Here is an 18263-nt window from a genome sequence, read left to right as displayed (position 1 = left end):
AGCAATATCACTTCAAGAAGGCGGATTTCGAACGTTCGTTTTGTACCGATAGCGGACGCCAGCGTAGCGGCTGGAATATCTCGACGGCGGACATACATCGCCGTTATCGCAGTGCTGGCATCATCTTCTTAGAGCACACGACTATTCGTCAGAAGCCGGGGAAGGGCGTTTCCGGGCTAACTGCCGCATGGGCATTAACCGCGACCTGTCCGGAATCAATCTTCCGCACCCATTGATGGGCACGGGTCAGATCACGGGTCCAGACTGAACCGGACAGGCCATAATCACTGTGGTTCACGGCGTTCAACAACTCGGTCCTGCAAAGACAGCGAAGGCGAACGCCAACAGGATACCGAATGGCATCGTATTACCCGCTTCAACGCCATGGGAAAATGTGTTGCTGAACACGTCACCAAAGGCGCCATCATAATGGTCACTGGACGTATCCATTATACCAAGGATCAGGCGTTCGGCGAATGGTTTGGCAAAGGTATGGAGCTGTTAGAACTGGATCGACGCACCAAAGGGCCACATTCGAAAGTTCTTCAGCTATATTGGGAACGGAAACCTGATGGCCCTGACCTCTTGTTGTTTCAGCGGTGCCTTTTGTCCGATCAGCTTTCCCTTGTTCCATGGATATAGCTTTTGAATGTCATATGTAAGATTTTGCGTTTCAATCTCCTCATCGAGAAGATCAAAGCCTGCAGAACGCTAATATTTGGTTTTCGAAATCGGCGGCTAGCGTCGGCGATGGGCGCAAATGCGGGCATTAGAAAAACACTAATGTAACCTAAAACTCTTCTCGCACGAACATTGGTCATCAGGGACCTAGTTTTTGATCGGCCGGAATGTGATTGAGGGAGTTTTTCATGACTTATATTCTAGTGAACCAGCGTGATCTTGAATATCTGACAACTATTGATGAACTGGGCAGTTTTGTAGGTGCAGCGCTTCAATGTAACGTCACGCAACCAGCGTTATCCAATCAAGTACGTAGAATTGAAGAGCGGCTCGGCTTGGTTCTGTTTGAGCGATTACAAAATGGCGTAAAAATTACCCAGGCAGGTCAAAAAGTGCTCGATTCCGCGCGAGATGTCCTGTGTCAAATGCGGGATATGGCCGACGTTGTTCGGGCGTGTCAGGATCCGCTTACCATTCCCGTCAAGCTTGGGTTTTTCCCGACATTGGCGCCTTATGCGGTACCGCTGCTGTGTACGGCGTTGCGAGAATCTTGTGATGGCATCAATATGGTATTTAGCGAAGCGTTCTCGGAACAATTGATTGAACAAATTCTAAACAAGGACATCGACGCGGCGATGCTTGCTCTTCCCGTCAACGTTGAAGGCATTGATACCGTACCGCTATTTGTCGAAGATCTATATCTGGTGACCCCGAAAGATCATCCTTTGGCAAATTCGGCGTCGGTGAGCGAAGACGACTTGCCGCTTAGCGAGCTGATCCTTTTGGATAAGGGGCATTGCCTGCGTGATCAGGCGCTCAGCCTCTGCCAGGACAGCGCTGTCGGCGCAGATATTCCGGCGGACCTGAGAGCCACTAGCATGGAAACCGTTGTCCAATATGTTGCGCACGGATTTGGCTGTACCTTAATGCCTGCATTGGCAGTGCAGCGATATACCAATCATGAAACGGATTGTCGCTTTATCAAAATCGACTCCGACCGATTTAATCGCACAATCGCTTTTGCGCACCGCACTGGCTGTCCGCGGTCTTCTTTAATTCCACCGATAGTCGATGCTGTTAAACAGACTTTTCCCAAAGATGTGATCTCGTTTATCGCCACCTAAATAGTCTAAAATTTGGTGATCGACGGTCGGCTATTCTAGGCCGGCTCGATAATCATTTGAACCGCAAAACTATGTTCAATCATGTGCTCTTACCGGGCGTCTTTGTTATGCATGAATAGAGCATAAGATATTGATATAAATAAATAATATAACGATTACATTTGGTAATATCAGTCAATTCATATTGGAATTGGAGCTGTCCAAATTGTCTCTTTAAAGGCTGCCTCACCTGATCGGCATTCCCGTCCGGCCAGCTCATTTTGCAAACTTTTGGAGATACAAACTCATGACCCCCGATTCCAACCAAAACGGAATATCTAACCGTTCCGCGTCCCGACCCCTATCCCTGCGCTATTCGGCATCCGCTGCTGCTTTGATCATCGCGATGACCGCATTGCCAGCGCATGCGCAGCAAATCATTAACAACGGCGATAACATGACCGTGACCAGCAACGCAGAGGGCGAAATCATTACCGCCAGCATTGGTGTTACAAGCACCGTCATCGGCGCTCCGGTAGTTGTTGTTGACAATAATGATGTAACCGTCAGCAATGACGGCACGTTGCGTACCACAGGCGTGACCCAGACAATTCAGTTAAACCAGGGCACGACCGGTGCGGTGATCAACAATGGCGTGACCGGCGTTTTGGAAGCCGATTCGCGGGTCGTCAATTTTGACGGTACCGATGCGACATTGAATAATGATGGTATTATCCGTGGCACCGACAGCCAGCGTAATGGCGCAGTTTACGGCAACCGTACATCGAACAATATCAATATCAACAATAGTGCAACCGGCCTGATCGATGCCGGCGTGGAAGGCGCAGGAATCGCGATTGAAGTCGGCGGCGGCGGCGCCCCACGCGGCGGTTCGATCGTCAACGACGGCACCGTTCAAGGTCGTGGTCAATCAGCCCCGACCGGCGGAACAGCCGGCGACGGATTGCGTTTTTTTGGCCCAGGATTAGCTCCTGAATATATCTATAGCGGCGACATCACAAATAGCGGCAGCATTGTTTCTGAATCGAATCAAGGCCCTGTCGCTGGCGTCCGTTTTGCCAATCGCATTGGATTTCAAGGCACATTGGATAATAGCGGTACTATTTCTGGTGCAAATAACGGCCTTTATTTTGGTAATGTTGCCGATCACACCGGCGGCATTGTCAATAACTCAGGTACGATTTCATCCGACAGTCGCGCACTGAACATCGATGGCTCGGGCCTGGTTGTGAACAACCTTGCTGGCGGTGAAATTATTGGCACCGCAAACCAGCGTAATGGCACGGTCTATGCAGATAGCACTGCGCAAGACTTTATCCTGAACAACAGCGGGATCATTGATGCAGGCGCCGGCAATGAAGGTGCTGGTTTTTCAACCGAGCTTTCGGCAGCTGGTAACGCTTTCGACATTAACAACACGGGCACCATTCAGGGTCGCGGTACCGCCGGCGCTGGTCTGACCGCTGCTGGTGATGGAGTGCGATTCGAACGCGCTCGCAATGCCGGAGTGTTGGACGGAAGCAGTGTTGGTCTGTTCACGGGCAACATCACCAATTCGGGAACCATCGATAGCGAAGGCGATAGCGGGACAACCGCTGGTATCCGTTTTGTAAACGGAGTATCGTTCTCGGGCACCATCGATAATCAGGCGGGCGGCACCATCTCTGGTGTTCAAAATGGCTTGTATTTCGGCAACGCAACGCCAGCAGGCGGTGGTGATTTCACCGGCGCTGTTGTGAATAACGCCGGTACTATTTCATCAGGCAGCCGTGCGTTGAACATTGATGGCACGGGCCTGGTTGTAAACAACTCGGGTTCTATTCTCGGAACCGGCAACCAGCGTAACGGTACGGTCTATGCCGACAGTACCGCCAATAACTTCACCCTGAACAACCTTGCAAGCGGTGTCATTGATGCCGGAACCGGCAATCAGGGGTCTGGTGTGTCTCTGCAACTCGGCAATGCGGACGGTGACGTGAGAAATATCTCATTGACCAATGCGGGAACGATTTCCGGTCGCGGCGATGCTTTGGCATCTGGCGCGACTGCCGGTTTGCGATTGTTCAACGGTGCGGGTGCTGGGACAAGCGTGACGGTCAATGGCGACATTGATAATAGCGGCGTTATCACTTCGGAAACGGCTCCGGCTCTGTTGATCGAAAATGTCGATTTTACAGGCACTTTCACCAACAGCGGAACCTTGGCCGGGACAAATGCGGTTGATGCATCGACAGCATTGGGCGGATTGACATTCGTTCAAAATGGCGGCGCGCTTAATGGCAACTTTATCGGTTCTGCTTTTGCCGACAGCCTTTCTTTTGCAAGCGGTTTGTCGACTTTGGCCGGTGATGTGCAAAGCGGTGTCGATGTTACTGTAGATAGCGGAGCAGAAGTGGCCATTTCCGGCATTCGGGCCGTTGATGGTGACTTTACCTCCAATGGAACACTAGCGTTCGAACTGGGAAATGACAGCTTAGCCATCAATGGCGATAGCAGCTTTGGTGCGGACAGTGTGATCAACATTGAAACACCAACGGATATCACAAATCTCACCATTGGCGCTCCGATAAACGTGGTTACGGAAACAGGTACATTCACCGATAACGGCTTAACCGTGAATGTGGCAGATGATGACTTCCTGCTTGATTATACAGTGCAACTGGGTTCGGTTACTGTAACACCAACCGCTGTTGATCTGTCCGCAGTGAGTGCTGACGCCAATATTTCTTCTTTTGGAGGTGCCCTGACATCGGCATTGTCCAACAATCGTTTGGCCGGTGACGTGGCAAACAGCCTAAACAGTTCGGCTGATCTGGCGGCATTTGAAGCATCGGCGCTTGGCTTGTTGCCCGCTATCAATGATGGTGTTGCACGGGAAATCTTTGAAACCCAGCGTTTCTCAAGTTCCTTGCTCTCACGCCGTTTAGATGGTGATGCAACCGGAATATGGGGCCAGGCATTTTACCGAACTTCTGACCGGGACGCGCAAAGTCAAAGCGCGGTTGGTTATGATGGCGATGCTTTGGGCTTCACCCTTGGACTCGACACCAAATTGAACGAGAAACTGACTGTTGGCTTGTTGCTCAACTATTCTGATATCGACGTGGATTCAGATGGTGTTGTTGGTGCTCAGAGCGACATAAACAGCTATCAGATATCTGGTTATGCTGGTTTGGATCTCGGCGCAGCCTTTGTGAATGCCGAACTGGGATATTCGTTCAGCGATGTTGATAGTCGCCGTAACGCTGTTACCGGTCTGATCTCCAGTGAATCGAATGTAGATGGTGTTATCGCCGCTGTTAACGGTGGTTATACGCTCGAGACGGGATCGTTCTCGATTACACCGCATGCCGGACTGCGCTATGCCAGCCTGTCGCAGGATGCGTTGACCGAGACTGGTGGTTTGGGGCTAACTCTGGATACGGATCGTACAGACTTCCTCGAAGGTTCATTGGGTGTGCGTTTGGCCGGTAAGGTAGATGACAGCAAAGACCTGTCCATCGTGCCTTACGCCAACGTCGCCTATGTCTATGACTTTATCGGTGATGGTCTGGGCGTTAACGGAAGCTTCAATGCCGGGCGCGACATCTTTCGTCTAAACTCAGCAGAACCTTCTGAATCCCGCTTTGATCTTGGTGCTGGACTTAACCTCGTCAACAAAGACGGGTTCAGCATCGGAGCTGAATATCAGGGCCGCTTCGCCTCTGATTACCAATCTCACTCGGGTAATATACGGGTCCGCTTTGAATTTTAATCAAAGTGATATGATGTTCTCGGGAGAGGAACGGGGGACCGGCTGGTGCAGTGCATCAGCCGGTTTTTCCAATGTCTGCTCTCAGGATTAAACGAACATTGAACGTATTGAATATTATCAACTTTTTCGGCAGGGCACAAAAGCCGACGTTAAAGTTGGGCAGTAAAGATTGAAGATAACTGCAATCTTTGGGGCCTATATGGTGTTGGTCTATAGTTCCAAAAATTTTGCCATTAGAAAGCAGGAATTTCTATCTCCCGCTTCAGTACCGTGTGAAATCGGCCAATCGCGCTTTCAAAAAGGCCGAATTCCAGAAAATCATTGGCACCGCTTTTCAGGCCGCGCTGGGCCGACATTACGACATCACGATCTTCGATAGCCCCCTTGGCAGCAAATTCCTGTCCTTTGAAGACCGCTTCCAACACTTCCCCACCTTCGGCACAATCGGTCAAAAGAAACATATGCTGCCGTGTTCGTTCTAGCCCGAGAGGCTCAATCACAACGACCTGCATACAGTCAGGGAAGGTAGAAATAATGACATTGGGAAAGAGGTGATAAACATAGGTTATTCGGCCGTTTGCTGACCAATCCGTTTTTGGCCTACCGCGCAATCGTTCGATCGCCTGATAGGGAAAGGCAATACGACTGTTCTCACCGAATGCTTCAACAACGGTCAGATTATCATATTGAACCGGAAAGAATGTTGTCTGATGGGTAGAACGAATATGGTACCCCTCCAGTGCGCTCTCCAGATGCAGTTTCCAGTTTGCCTCTATTTCCATTGCTTCTGATTTAACGACGCGGAAACTGTCCGGGATCAAGTCCGGCATATCTGGCACGCTTTCACTTCGATCTGCGCCGGCGTTTTGCCTGACAAAAATCAATCCCGCCTGTTCCAGACAGTCCACCCGCACCAAGCCCCGGGTTTCTTTTTCAAGTCCGGGAAATCCATCGCCATTCGGTACGCTGCGCAGCGATCCATCAGTGCCATAGGACCAGCCGTGATAAGGGCAGACAAACACGCTGGTACAGCCCTCGTCTTTCGCAACCTGGACCCCACGATGTCGACAGGCATTGCGAAAGGCGCGCACTTCTCCGTCACTTCCCCTGACAACGATTAACGGAATCCCGGCAGCATCCCTTGCGATATAATCGCCCGATTTTTCCAGTGTGGAAGAAGGACAGAATACAATCCAGCGATGGCGTAACAGAGCGAGTTCAGCATCCAGCCGATCTACGGATTGATAATTCACCGCTGGCTCCTTCCAGCTGGATTGCCCCCTGTCAGTGGTACCATTGTCGATATGGTCAAAAATACGAGCAATGACATCTTCATCAGTCATCAACTCAGCCCGACCATCATTTGCATCAAGTTGGGATATCTTCGTCATCGCCATAAACTTCGCTTTCGTCAGTGTTTGCTAATATTGACTCTTATTATATAATATATATAACTAATAACGGAATTCAACAATAGCAAAAACGACTTTCAAGAGGATGGCGCAATGGCAACGACAATAACCCAGGAAATTCCAGAGAACTCTCATCGCGCGGGTCGGATCATCCATGATGCGGATAGTCATATAACAGACTCCTTCGATTGGCTGGATCAATATGCCAGCGAATATGTGAAGGAGAATCTGATTGAAGGCCTGATTTCCAAGTCGCTCCCCGGCATTGAACCGATTGTCGAAATGGCGGACAAGAGGCTGACTGGCGGAAGCCCTGAACTGACCGAGGGACTGAAATCCAATATCTTCGGCCACAAGGCCAAGATGAACCAATGGGCGGCCTTTGGCGCGATTGACAAGAAAGAGCGCAGCGAAGCGCTCGACATCATGGGCATTCAGTCGCAGATCGTTTTTCCGCTGGCCGCGCTTTCGCGCTTTGCCCGGTCGAAAGATGAGCGCGTCGTCTATGAAGGATCCGAAGCCCTGAACCGCGGCATGGCGGATTTCTGTTCCGCAGATGATCGCCTCCTACCCGTTGGGTTCATATCGCAGAACGATCCTGAAAAAGCACTGGCGAGTGCGAAACAGGGTATAGAATTTGGCATAAAGGCATTCTGGCTGTTTTCCGATGCGGTCAATGGCCGGGCACCGTCGCACCGCAGTTATGATCCGATTTGGGCTGTATTGGAAGAAGCCAGAGTTCCCATTGTATTGCATATCGGCAGTGGCGTTCGGATGCCTTCAGAATATATGAACACGGGCGTAGAACGGAAGCTGGAAGGCAACCCCTTCAATCTGGAAACGACCAAGCCCAAGGACGTGAACGTCCTGCACCACTCGATCGAACGGTGGATGACCTGCATGATCTATGATGGCGTATTGGAACGTTTCCCCAATCTAAAAATCGGCCTGATTGAACTGGGCGCCAACTGGATTCCGGCGATGATGCAGAACCTTGATATCGGCGTAAAGGAACTGGGTAAGTTTGACGTCGCCTTGCGCGATCTTTCGATAAAACCATCCGAATATGTGACACGTCAGGTCCGTGCCACGCCTTTTCATTTTGAAGATGCGGGTTGGTGTCTGCGAAGCGTTGGCAAGGAAATCCTGATGTTCAATACTGATTATCCGCATCCCGAAGGCGGCAGCGATCCCTTTGGCGATTTTGAACGCAGTCTCGACGCTGTCGATGCGACCAAAGAAGAACTGGATCATTTTTATACCAAGAATTTTGAAGATCTAATGGGGCTTTAGGGATCGCACAGACTAATCTGTTGTTTCTCGCGCCACGACGTTTATTTGTGAACCATGCTTAAGGAAAAACGCCTTCGCCTCGCTCCCAAAGAGCGCCGCAATCAGCTGCTCGATAGCGCGCGCGACATCATCCTGTCGCGCGGGTTCGCGTCGCTGACGATGGAAGCGGTGGCCAAGGAAGCGGGTGTAAGTAATCCGTTGATCTACAAATATTTCGATACGCGGCTGGCGCTGCTTCAGGAATTGCTTGGGCGCGAATTGATCCGCTTCTATGGCGATATCAAACTGAAGCTGGTACAAGCGGGCTCATATGAAGATGTTGTCCGGATCGCGGTTACGTCAAATTTTGATGAGGGCGCGAATGGCAATATCGTGTCGATTCTCCGCAGTCAGCCGGACATTGAAGCCTCTCTGCATCCAACGAATATGAAGGACACCCTGGGCGTTGGTAAGCTGCTCGTCGATCGCTTGATGGAATTCTATCCGGTGACGCGCGGTCAGGCGACCAAGATGACGGTTTTTGCTTCCGGCGTCTCACAAGCGGCTGCAGCGCAATGGCGTATCCATGGCGGCAATCGCAAGAGGATGATCGAAGACGCGATCCAGTTTATAAACTCTGGCATGAGAAGTTTCGTTTAGGACGACCCGTCGGGCATGGCGCCAAAGGCCTGGCAACTGGCACGAGACGAAACTTCCTTGTGCCAGCGATCGAGATTTTTCAAGCCTTCATCCGGCTTCAATCCCACCAAGGCCGTCGCAAAATCAACGCCAGTTAGCAGCGTAATATCCGCGACCGTAAAACGATCACCGGCGACATAGGCAGTTGAAGCAAATTCCTGATCGAGGCGTTTGTAATAGTGATGTGTGTTCTTGTCACTTGCCTCCTTGGCTTCGGGGATCGACTTGATGATACCGAGCTGCGCAACAATTGGACCATGGACCCAAGAAATTCCGATTTCTCGCCAATATTCAAATTCTATCTGGCGATTACGCGCTTCGATATAGGCAAGCTCATAAGCATCGCGGCCAAACAGATTTGGCTCCGGTTCAACCGCCTCCAGGTAGCGGCAAATTGCAACCGACTCCGGAATGCAGCGCCCATCGTCGAGTTCGAGCACCGGAATTTTCCCACTTGGGTTTTTCTTAAGGAACTCAGGTGTTTTATGCTCACGCTTCAACATGGTGACCTGCACAAGCTCTAGGTCAATGCCCTTTTCCGCAGCGAATATCTTGACCCTGCGCGGGTTGGGTGCACCGTCCTGATGGTATAACTTCATTGCTTGTTTCCATTCATATTTGCGGTTTCATTATTATAAATCTTGTATAACATGATCATATAGGAGAACGGGCTGAAAATGAACGATATTCGTCAAAAACTGCCCTTCATGACGAAAGTTGCTTTTGGCGTAGGCTCGATGGGGGAGATTGTCTTCCTCGGCATGTTCAACACCTTCATCTCCATATATTATAATCAAGCAATCGGGCTTTCCAATTCCTTGATTGGTACGGCGATCATGCTGGCGATATTGGGAGATGCGATATCCGATCCGGTGGTTGGCATGATATCGGATCGTTGGCGCTCGAGACTAGGTCGGCGCCATCCATTCCTGTTCGCCGCACCAATCCCGCTCGCGATCTCGCTCTACTTGATTTTCAATCCTCCGGAAATGTTGAGTGGCGGCGTTGCTGGCGACCCAGATCAGATGGGATTGTTTTTCTGGTTGATGTGTTGGACGGTATTGGCGCGTTTGTTTCTCACGCTCTACACCATTCCCCATTTCGCGCTGGGCGGAGAGCTCACCAAAGATGCGAACGACAGGTCGAAATTGTTCAGCATCAACTCCGTATTCGGATATGCATCGGGAGCTTTGTTTGCTTTCACCGCATGGGGGTTTTTCCTCGCCGGAGAATCTGTGCTCGCCGATGGCACAGTTATCCCCAGGCATCTCGACGCCAAGGCATATGGCCCGGTTGTGATGACCGCTTGCAGCATCATCCTCGTGTCGATCTTCCTGAGCGCCATGGGCACCAAAAACCGGATTCCGCTTCTCAGCAAACCGCCAATTGACCAAGAGCGCTTCTCCTTGACGAGTTTCTACAAAGACCTGCTGGGTGCGCTGAAAAACCCGAACTACGCCTTCATCATGGCCGGTTATTTTCTCCTCATGATATCGGTGGGCATGAACGAGACATTGCAGGTTTTCGTCTACACCTATTTTTGGGAGCTTCAGACCGAACAGATCAGATGGTTCGGTTTGGCCTCAGTTCCCGCCATCATATTGGGCGCAACCTTGTCGCCTTTATTGATGAAACGATTTGAGCGGAAAAATGTGGTTATCGGCGGGTTACTTACTCTAGCCATCTTTGTGCAATTGCCAATTGATCTGAGATTGCTTGGGTTGATGCCCGCCAATGGCTCGGAAATGCTCATGCCACTCTTGATTGCCAGCGTGATGATCGCGGCGGTTGGCTTTGCAGCTGGTTTGGTTGCAATCCTCTCGATGTTAGGTGATATATCCGATCAGAACGAGCTCCACACAGGCTTGCGTCAGGAAGGCCTGATCTTTTCCGCGCGCGCCTTTTTTGCAAAGGCATCCAATTCAGCTGGTCACTTCGTCGCGGGTATTAGCCTGGACCTGTTTATTGTCTTGCCGTTTGAGGCCGTTCCCGGCGAATTAGATAGCGGTGTTGTCTGGCGCCTTGGCGTGATGTCCGGGCCGATCATGGTCTCTGCCGCTCTGGTATCGCTTGTTTTTTACGCAAGATATAGACTGACGCGAGCGGACCATAATCGCATTTTGGATGAATTGAGCAAAGATCAGAAACCTGAAGAAATTGATGACAAAGCTAGTGCGTAGATACGAAATTTTGGGAGGGAATTTATGAGGGAATACCTGATAGCTTCGGCCTGCATTATGGCGTTGGGGGTCACGGGATGCACTGATCCAACAAACGGGGAAACCGCCAGCGCAAATGTCTCCGACACCGAATATCCAACGCAGGTATTTTGGGGTGACACCCATCTCCACACCGATAATAGCGGCGATGCTTTTGGCTTTGGCAATCGACTCAATTCCGAAGCAGCTCTGCGATTTGCGCGCGGCGAGGAAGTGACCGCGACCAAAGGTGCAAAGGCAAAACTGGTCCGCCCGCTCGATTTTCTGGTGATCGCCGATCACGCTGGCGCCATGGGCGCAACAAAGGAAATCGCCGATACCCCGCGCGCTAAATTACTGGGCAAGGAGTTGTTGTTGAAATGGCATGATATGTTCAACGACGATGACCCGGATTCCAATGCCGGTCTGAGAGCGACAGCAGAAATTATCGACCGCGCCGGTAAAGGTACCTTGCCCGAAGGCCTGCTCGATCCCGAAACCTCGAAACGCCGCACCACCAGTCTCTGGGCAGAACATGGAAAGGTTGTCGAACAATATAATGAACCCGGAAAGTTCACCGCATTCATGGGGTTTGAATATACACCGGGACCGGGCGGCGACAATCTTCACCGTGTAGTGATGTTCCGCGATGCCCCAGAGAAAATGGGCGATACTTTGCCGTTCAGCGCGTTTGGAAAGCCCGATCCGGAAATGCTCTGGGCTTATATGGATGCCTATGAAGAAAAAACCGGCGGTCAGGTTTTGGCCATCCCGCACAATAGTAATATTTCCGGAGGCCGGATGTTTGCGATGACCAAATTTGACGGCAGCTCGCTGGACGAAGCCTATGTCAAAACCCGCGCAAAGCGAGAACCGATTGTTGAAGTCACCCAGATCAAGGGCGACAGTGAAGCACATCCTTTTCTTTCGCCCAATGACGAATTTGCCAGCTTTGGAACTGCTGGTTGGGACCGTTGCAATCTTATTTGCGCCCAGGAAACAGCGCCTGAAACTTACAGCGGATCCTATGTGCGTGAGGCACTCAAGCGCGGTCTGGAACTAACCGTTAAATTCGGCGCCAATCCCTTCCAGCTGGGAATGATTGGTTCGACGGATAGTCATACATCTTTGGCCACAGCTGACGAAGATAATTTTTTCGGCAAACATAGCGGTCTCGAAGCTAACAATCCAAAGCGAGCATCCACCAAGTCTTTGCTGGGTGGGCCCAGAGCACGAATGGGCTGGCATTATCTGTCGAGTGGCTATGCCGCTGTGTGGGCCACCAACAACACGCGCGAAGCCATTTTCGATGCGATGATGCGACGTGAAGTTTACGCCACGACCGGACCTAGGATACAAGTGCGCTTCTTTGGAGGGTTCGATTTTTCGGAGGGAGATACCGCTAATCTGGTGAAGGCCGGCTATACCAAAGGCATGCCGATGGGCGGTGAATTATCTGGCGGCGAAGGCAAGGCGCCCAATTTCCTGGTCAGTGCCTTGATGGATCCGGAAAGCGCCAGCTTAGATCGCATTCAGATTATCAAAGGCTGGATTGATGCAGGTGGCAAGATTCATGAGAAAGTCTACACGGTCAGCTGGAGCCATCCTGATTCACGCACGATGGATAGCAATGGCAAAGTGACGCCGGTGGCAAGCAACGTCGACCTGGCCAAAGGCACCTGGGACAACAGCACCGGCGCGCCTGAATTGACTGCATGGTGGCAAGACCCGGACTTCGACTCTGCGCAAAACGCCTTCTACTATGTCCGCGTACTGGAAATTCCGACGCCGACTTGGCCAGTCTATGATGCGTTGAAATATGGTATCGAGTTGCCAGCCGACACGATCAAGATTCAACAGGAACGCGCCTACTCATCGCCGATCTGGTATAGATCCAAAATCTGACCAGATTACTCCAAAAAGGAATATCTTGGAAACCAAGAGGCCAAGCTAAGATGGACTAGCCGCTTTCAGCCGGTAGAAAATTCCGCTTTCGTCTTGGCCGGTGAGCTCAAGTACGCCGCTGACCACATGCATTTTTCTTTCGTCAGTCGGAAAAGGAATGTCGGCCAGCACTTCGATGAACTGGTTGGGCATGGCGTGAAAATGGAAGGGACATCCCGGAGGGTAGGCGAGCAACACAAATCTTTTCTGCCTTGCCCCGTTGTCCAATGGCATCATCCAGCCGGCAACTTTGATGCGCTTTCCGGCACACTGATCATTGTCAGGATCGCCAATATTCCCGCTTTCGAGGCAAGATCACCCTTCGTAAATCCGGTCGATGACAAGAACCTAAACCGCTCCTTCCCCGGTAGCGCCAAGGGTACACAGACCGAACGCATTGCCAATATGCTGTCTCACAAAATCATTGCCCGAGCGGATTTCCTGATGGACATTCACAGCGGCGATGGCGCAGAATTTCTTGAGGCGTTTGTCGGCGTATACGGCGGGCCCCTCTCGACCGACTTCGACCTGGCGCTCAAAGTCGCGAAGGGTTTTGGTTTTCCCAATCTGGTCCGCTACAGCATGAACACGCAGGAGCAGGTAGACCGTCGGCGATCCCTTAATCGTCAAGGCGTGGCGGCTGGTGTCCCGACGATATTGGTGGAAATCGGACAAAATGGCAGCAGGGAAGAAGAGCATGTCGATGCCATTGTGAAGGGGGTAGAGAACGCACTCGGTATTTTGAAAATGTCGACCAAACCGCCGCACAAGACGCCCCCCGCACTTAGATTATTTGAGGGATCAAAGGGCGTAACAGCATCCCATTCCGGTTTGTTTTTCCCTGCCAAGACCGGCGGTCGATACCTCTCGAAAGGTGAGTTGATTGGCACCATCCGCGACTATGCCGGCAATGAAGTCGAACAGCTATACTCACCAATCGATGGCTATGCACTTTACGGTATTCAAGGCCCCCCAGTCCGTGCGGGAGACGGGGTCATCACGATCGGAGTGCCAACGGATGGTTTTTAGTGAGCGCCTTCAAAGTGACGAGTGTGGCCTTTTCGTTAATGTCCGCTTTTGCGCCCATAGCGGACACTAGCGTTGAGTCCGCTTTATCCCGAAAGCGGACATTAGCTTAGGTCATTTTTAACGACAGCAACTGGGCCGATTTCGGAGCGTCGGCTTCGTATTCCAGGGGTACCGAACTTGCCATTCTTATCCTGACCGAATTGGAGTTCTCGTGGATAGTTTGATCTGGAGTCTACTGGGCGTATGCGATCAGACCTATGAAACGGCGATGGCGACGGAGAGCGTCTGACTTATCCGGATTTGGCACCATCGACAGCTCCGAAGTGACTAAGCCGAGTTTTGACTCCAATGGAGGCAGACGCAGATACTAGTAACAATGATGTTTCTAATGTTGCTTGGCCTATGTGGCATGATTCAATATACGATCAGCAGCTGATCACTATTGGAGTTACCAATGTTGCAATTGGACGTAGCGCACCTTGTTTGATTTGAGCGGAAAAACTGCCCTTGTGACAGGCGCTAATACTGGGCTGGGGCAAGCTATGGCGATAGCCCTTGCCCAGGCTGGCGCTGATATAGCTCTCATTGGGAGAACTCCTGCAACAGAGACCCTGAATGACATCGCCAAGACCGGGGTAAGGTCAGAGCTCATCTTCGCCGATTTGGGTGACGCGAGTACAATCAGTAAAATTGTTCCCGAAGTCATAGAGAAGTTTGGACGAGCCGATATTCTTGTCAACAACGCTGGGACTATTAAACGCAATGCGGCTCTTGAGTTAACGCCAGACCAGTGGGACTCTGTAATGGATGTTAACCTTCGGGCTGTTTTCTTTTTGTGTCAGGTTTTTGCAAAACAAGCTGTTGACCTTGAGCAACCTGGAAAGATCATAAACATCGCCTCAATGTTAAGTTTTCAAGGCGGTGTTCGGGTGCCCTCTTATACCGCATCGAAAAGTGGCGTCAGTGGGTTGACCAGAGCACTGGCCAATGAATGGGCCCAGTATGGAATCAATGTCAACGCTATCGCACCGGGTTATTTCGATACGAACAATACGGCAGCTTTGAAGGCTGACAAAAAACGTAATGCCGAAATACTTGGGCGCATCCCGAGCGGTCGTTGGGGACAGCCGTCCGATTTGGCTGGTGCCATTGTGTTTCTTGCCTCAAATGCCTCAGATTATGTCCAGGGCATAACCCTGCCTGTAGATGGGGGTTGGTTATCTCGCTAGGCTTGATTGGGCAAAATCAAACCTTTGCCCCTTGTCGTATCATCAACACGCTGATCCCTCCGATAGCCAGCGCCAATACGGCGATGGCCAAACGTCCGTCCGGTGGGTTGGGAATGATTAACATCGCCGCAATGAAGAGTGCTACCGCGGCCCCAAACCTGCCGATAATCTGTAACTGGGCCGAATCATTCCCGGCGCCAATTTCTGTTCTGAAATTGATCGGGTTTTTCATGTTAGTTATGAAGGCGTCAACTCTGATCCGGTGTGGAGACCCTTTGGGCGGAGCGAAAGGTATAGAAAGTAAGAACCCCAGAGAACCCGCCGCAAGCACACCAAAAAATTTCATCTGAAACGTCCATGTCGCCTCAACTGGAAAACCAAATGTAGATAGGGGTACGTTTAGAAATGCTATTACCGATACTGTAAAACCAAAGGCGATGGACGACAATGCTGCCCACCACGGCGTTCTTCGGACAAACAAACCCCATATGAGCGGTATTTGAATAGGGGACATCAGCAGCGCGCCAATATCGAGCATGATTTCAAATATGCCTTTTCCCTCTTGCCTGGCCAGTTGTAGGGCGAGCAAGATCACCAGAACGCCCATTATCCACGTCAGTAAACGGCCATAACCCAGCAAGACAGTTTCGGGCTTCTCGGTCCATTGAAACCGGCGGACGAGCTTGGGATAGATGTCCTTAATCATGATGGCGACATTGGTGTTCAGGCCGGTGTCCATCGAACTCATTGTGGCGGTCAAAATGGCCACAACGACTAATCCGATCAGCCCGACTGGCAAAACATTGATACTGGCAATAGCATATGCGGCTTCGGCTGGTTTACTGATAGCCAGCCCCACAACTTGTTCGGCATATAGGAGCTTCGCTGTGATAGGTGGCAAGAACCAGACGAGACCCCCAACCAGAAAGAGAACTGAAGCAAAAATTGCTGCCTTGCGCGCTTCCCTACCGTCTTTGACCGAGAAATATCTCGGACCAGCATACATGGAATTGAAGACCAAAAACCCTTTTGTGACCATCGCGCTGGCCCATCCCCATGTATACGCCCCGGCAAAAAGTTCAGCAGAATTTATCATCTTGAACTTGTCCGAGAGCCCTTGCGCGTCGATTTGTGCAAACATGCCGTCAATTCCGTCAAGCTGGCTGAGACAAAGCCAAGCGATGATCAGCGTGAGCGGCACCAAAATGAGGCCTTGCAAAAAATCGGTTGCCATGACGGCCCAGCGGCCACCTGTGGCTGAGTAAAACAACACCACAACACCGCAAACCATGATGACGTGATATATGTCATAGCCAAATACCGCGGAGCAAAATATCCCGAGCCCATAGAGAGCCATCGCGGAGTAAAGTATCCGAATGGGAACCTCAAACAGTGCGTAGAAGTTCCGCGTGGCCTCACCAAAGCGCCCAGCTATGGCTTCTGGGAACGTGGTCACTCGCATTTGTCGGAGCCACGGCCCCAGAAAGAGAAAGTTCAGGAAAAACCCAAAGGCATTTCCCAAGAAGATAATCATCACTGAAAAGCCGGACTCAAAAGCCACACCTGCGGCGCCCGTGAAGGTCCAGGCACTAAAAGCGCTCATAAAGGCACTGCTGCCAACCAGCCACCAACTCCCTTTGGCGCCACCAATAAAATAGTCTTTCGTATCGGAAGAGAATTTTCGAAAGACGATACCAACGGCGACAATCAAAACCAAATAACCGACGATCACCAGATATTCGATATTTGAGATCTCGATTTGTGACATGGTCTAACGACCTGCAGCAAGATTTTGAACATCGACCCAACTGTCGTTTTTTCGAATGATATCTATGATCTGCTGGTAACGGCTACCGTCGTCAAACGTCGGATAATCCAGCGATTTCTCGCCCTTGATGTCATGGAGGAATTCTCGAATGAGATAGTGCCAACATTGCTCTGTATCGCCTTTGACCTTTGGTGCATCCGCAGCAATATCAGCAGGCAGCTCTCTTTCCTCCCAACTCTTATCCTTGCCAAAGACAAAAAAAGGACCGCTACCGTAATGGCCCTTGATATAGATGGCCCCTTCGCTGCCATAGAAAGCGATATGATCTTCATTAAAGCGCGGCTGCAGCCCGCCATGCTTAAACAGAACCGATACAGGCTCGCTCGCCATTGAGCTCTCCAGTCGGGCCAAAACCGTATAGCTCCATTCTACATTTGACTTTCCCCAGTTTAGCGACGGGTCGTTCAGATCTTCTGGAATATGCTCGCGGCGAGTTTTGAAATTATGCACGCCATCCACAATGGGCGCGCGCTCAAGGTCGTCCCGAACATCACCTGAAACCGCAAGAATAGTTTCACCGATAACAGAGGTTACGATGGATAATTTGTGGGTGAAATTATTGTTTAACCGCCCGCCGCCATCCTCGGCACGGTGGGACCAACCAAACGGAATGTCCTTTTCCAGCTCAAAGTGGGAGATGCATTCCACCTCTTGGGGTTCGCCAATGATCCCTTGCTCAACAAGACGCTTGGCATGGATGACATGGGGCATATATCGGAAACTCGCCGCAAAGGCGGTTTTGATGCCTTTGGCCTGCGCTAGGTCGAATAGCTCTCGTGTTTCCAAACCTGTCGTCGCCATGGGTTTGTCACAAAAAATGTGGGCGCCATGTGCGATAGCGTCTTTGATCGCATCGTAGTGGGCACCGCCAGGCGTCCCGATGGAGACAATATCGGGTCGGCATTCCTGTAGTGCTTCAACACAATCCGTGCCGCCATACGGAATGGACATTTTCGCAGTCACGTCATTCACAACATGCGGCGTGCGACCGACCATGCCCACGACCTCTGCACCCAAAGAGCGAAACGCATCGGCATGCCCCTGTCCGGCAAAACCAGTTCCATGCACCAAAACTTTTAGTGCATTGCTCATC

Annotated in this window: 15 protein-coding genes; 9 read left to right on the top strand and 6 right to left on the bottom strand. The window is 51.1% G+C overall.

Going from position 1 to position 18263, the window contains the following annotated elements; translation table 11 throughout:
- Nucleotides 1-148: 148 nt before the first annotated feature.
- Entirely contained in the window at nucleotides 149-298 is a 150-nt protein-coding gene (locus ABJI30_RS01980) for an aldehyde dehydrogenase family protein (RefSeq protein ID WP_348015632.1), read from the bottom strand.
- On the opposite strand from ABJI30_RS01980, the gene ABJI30_RS01975 reads away from it, so the two are divergent.
- The 3 genes from ABJI30_RS01975 to ABJI30_RS01965 all read left to right on the top strand — a co-directional run bounded on the left by ABJI30_RS01975 (nucleotide 232) and on the right by ABJI30_RS01965 (nucleotide 5559).
- The gene (locus tag ABJI30_RS01975) at nucleotides 232-642 is read left to right on the top strand and encodes a single-stranded DNA-binding protein (protein ID WP_348015631.1); all 411 of its coding nucleotides are present in this window, start codon (nucleotides 232-234) and stop codon (nucleotides 640-642) included. The genes ABJI30_RS01980 and ABJI30_RS01975 overlap by 67 nt on opposite strands.
- A gap of 227 nt (nucleotides 643-869) precedes the next feature.
- Nucleotides 870-1805, top strand: coding sequence for a LysR substrate-binding domain-containing protein (locus ABJI30_RS01970; RefSeq protein ID WP_348015231.1), 936 nt, complete (start codon nucleotides 870-872; stop codon nucleotides 1803-1805).
- Between the two features lie 286 nt (nucleotides 1806-2091).
- Nucleotides 2092-5559 (top strand): autotransporter domain-containing protein, encoded by a 3468-nt coding sequence (locus tag ABJI30_RS01965; RefSeq protein ID WP_348366651.1) that lies wholly within the window; start codon nucleotides 2092-2094, stop codon nucleotides 5557-5559.
- Between the two features lie 233 nt (nucleotides 5560-5792).
- Here the strand turns inward: ABJI30_RS01965 and ABJI30_RS01960 are convergent, their stop codons facing one another.
- Complete coding sequence (locus ABJI30_RS01960) at nucleotides 5793-6950, bottom strand: SRPBCC family protein (protein ID WP_348015211.1); 1158 nt, start codon at nucleotides 6948-6950, stop codon at nucleotides 5793-5795.
- 114 nt (nucleotides 6951-7064) lie between these two features.
- Between ABJI30_RS01960 and ABJI30_RS01955 the strand changes: the two genes are divergently transcribed.
- Nucleotides 7065-8264, top strand: a complete 1200-nt coding sequence (locus ABJI30_RS01955) for an amidohydrolase family protein (RefSeq protein ID WP_348015210.1) — start codon at nucleotides 7065-7067, stop codon at nucleotides 8262-8264.
- 54 nt (nucleotides 8265-8318) lie between these two features.
- The gene (locus ABJI30_RS01950; RefSeq protein WP_348015209.1) at nucleotides 8319-8903 is read left to right on the top strand and encodes a TetR/AcrR family transcriptional regulator; all 585 of its coding nucleotides are present in this window, start codon (nucleotides 8319-8321) and stop codon (nucleotides 8901-8903) included.
- Here ABJI30_RS01950 and ABJI30_RS01945 read toward each other — a convergent pair.
- Complete coding sequence (locus ABJI30_RS01945; protein WP_348015208.1) at nucleotides 8900-9541, bottom strand: glutathione S-transferase family protein; 642 nt, start codon at nucleotides 9539-9541, stop codon at nucleotides 8900-8902. The genes ABJI30_RS01950 and ABJI30_RS01945 overlap by 4 nt on opposite strands.
- A 78-nt stretch (nucleotides 9542-9619) precedes the next feature.
- On the opposite strand from ABJI30_RS01945, the gene ABJI30_RS01940 reads away from it, so the two are divergent.
- Nucleotides 9620-11122, top strand: coding sequence for an MFS transporter (locus ABJI30_RS01940; protein ID WP_348015207.1), 1503 nt, complete (start codon nucleotides 9620-9622; stop codon nucleotides 11120-11122).
- Nucleotides 11123-11146: 24 nt separating this feature from the next.
- Complete coding sequence (locus tag ABJI30_RS01935; protein ID WP_348015206.1) at nucleotides 11147-13045, top strand: DUF3604 domain-containing protein; 1899 nt, start codon at nucleotides 11147-11149, stop codon at nucleotides 13043-13045.
- Nucleotides 13046-13090: 45 nt separating this feature from the next.
- Here the strand turns inward: ABJI30_RS01935 and ABJI30_RS01930 are convergent, their stop codons facing one another.
- The gene (locus ABJI30_RS01930) at nucleotides 13091-13318 is read right to left on the bottom strand and encodes a hypothetical protein (RefSeq protein WP_348015228.1); all 228 of its coding nucleotides are present in this window, start codon (nucleotides 13316-13318) and stop codon (nucleotides 13091-13093) included.
- Between ABJI30_RS01930 and ABJI30_RS01925 the strand changes: the two genes are divergently transcribed.
- Both ABJI30_RS01925 and kduD read left to right on the top strand, forming a co-directional pair.
- The gene (locus tag ABJI30_RS01925; RefSeq protein WP_348015205.1) at nucleotides 13247-14113 is read left to right on the top strand and encodes a succinylglutamate desuccinylase/aspartoacylase family protein; all 867 of its coding nucleotides are present in this window, start codon (nucleotides 13247-13249) and stop codon (nucleotides 14111-14113) included. The genes ABJI30_RS01930 and ABJI30_RS01925 overlap by 72 nt on opposite strands.
- 479 nt (nucleotides 14114-14592) lie before the next feature.
- Nucleotides 14593-15342, top strand: a complete 750-nt coding sequence (gene kduD, locus ABJI30_RS01920; RefSeq protein ID WP_348015204.1) for a 2-dehydro-3-deoxy-D-gluconate 5-dehydrogenase KduD — start codon at nucleotides 14593-14595, stop codon at nucleotides 15340-15342.
- 16 nt (nucleotides 15343-15358) lie between these two features.
- On the opposite strand, the gene ABJI30_RS01915 is transcribed toward kduD, so the two are convergent.
- Both ABJI30_RS01915 and ABJI30_RS01910 read right to left on the bottom strand, forming a co-directional pair.
- Nucleotides 15359-17110 (bottom strand): hypothetical protein, encoded by a 1752-nt coding sequence (locus tag ABJI30_RS01915; protein ID WP_348015203.1) that lies wholly within the window; start codon nucleotides 17108-17110, stop codon nucleotides 15359-15361.
- 3 nt (nucleotides 17111-17113) lie between these two features.
- Nucleotides 17114-18262 (bottom strand): Gfo/Idh/MocA family oxidoreductase, encoded by a 1149-nt coding sequence (locus tag ABJI30_RS01910; RefSeq protein WP_348015202.1) that lies wholly within the window; start codon nucleotides 18260-18262, stop codon nucleotides 17114-17116.
- Between the last annotated feature and the right edge of the window lies 1 nt (nucleotide 18263).

Origin of the sequence: Parasphingorhabdus sp. (assembly GCF_039968395.1) — a bacterium.
Lineage (GTDB): Bacteria > Pseudomonadota > Alphaproteobacteria > Sphingomonadales > Sphingomonadaceae > Parasphingorhabdus.
Note: the sequence above shows the minus strand (reverse complement) of the source record. Positions and strands in the feature narration are given on the sequence as shown.

Excerpts from the sequence above, each read along its gene's own strand:
- ABJI30_RS01960 (WP_348015211.1), bottom strand. The coding sequence starts at position 6,950 with ATGACGAAGATATCCCAACTTGATGCAAATGATGGTCGGGCTGAGTTG.
- ABJI30_RS01910 (WP_348015202.1), bottom strand. The coding sequence starts at position 18,262 with ATGAGCAATGCACTAAAAGTTTTGGTGCATGGAACTGGTTTTGCCGGA.
- ABJI30_RS01945 (WP_348015208.1), bottom strand. The coding sequence starts at position 9,541 with ATGAAGTTATACCATCAGGACGGTGCACCCAACCCGCGCAGGGTCAAG.
- ABJI30_RS01925 (WP_348015205.1), top strand. The coding sequence starts at position 13,247 with ATGGAAGGGACATCCCGGAGGGTAGGCGAGCAACACAAATCTTTTCTG.
- ABJI30_RS01935 (WP_348015206.1), top strand. The coding sequence starts at position 11,147 with ATGAGGGAATACCTGATAGCTTCGGCCTGCATTATGGCGTTGGGGGTC.
- ABJI30_RS01970 (WP_348015231.1), top strand. The coding sequence starts at position 870 with ATGACTTATATTCTAGTGAACCAGCGTGATCTTGAATATCTGACAACT.
- ABJI30_RS01950 (WP_348015209.1), top strand. The coding sequence starts at position 8,319 with ATGCTTAAGGAAAAACGCCTTCGCCTCGCTCCCAAAGAGCGCCGCAAT.
- ABJI30_RS01940 (WP_348015207.1), top strand. The coding sequence starts at position 9,620 with ATGAACGATATTCGTCAAAAACTGCCCTTCATGACGAAAGTTGCTTTT.
- ABJI30_RS01955 (WP_348015210.1), top strand. The coding sequence starts at position 7,065 with ATGGCAACGACAATAACCCAGGAAATTCCAGAGAACTCTCATCGCGCG.
- ABJI30_RS01915 (WP_348015203.1), bottom strand. The coding sequence starts at position 17,110 with ATGTCACAAATCGAGATCTCAAATATCGAATATCTGGTGATCGTCGGT.
- ABJI30_RS01930 (WP_348015228.1), bottom strand. The coding sequence starts at position 13,318 with ATGCCATTGGACAACGGGGCAAGGCAGAAAAGATTTGTGTTGCTCGCC.
- ABJI30_RS01965 (WP_348366651.1), top strand. The coding sequence starts at position 2,092 with ATGACCCCCGATTCCAACCAAAACGGAATATCTAACCGTTCCGCGTCC.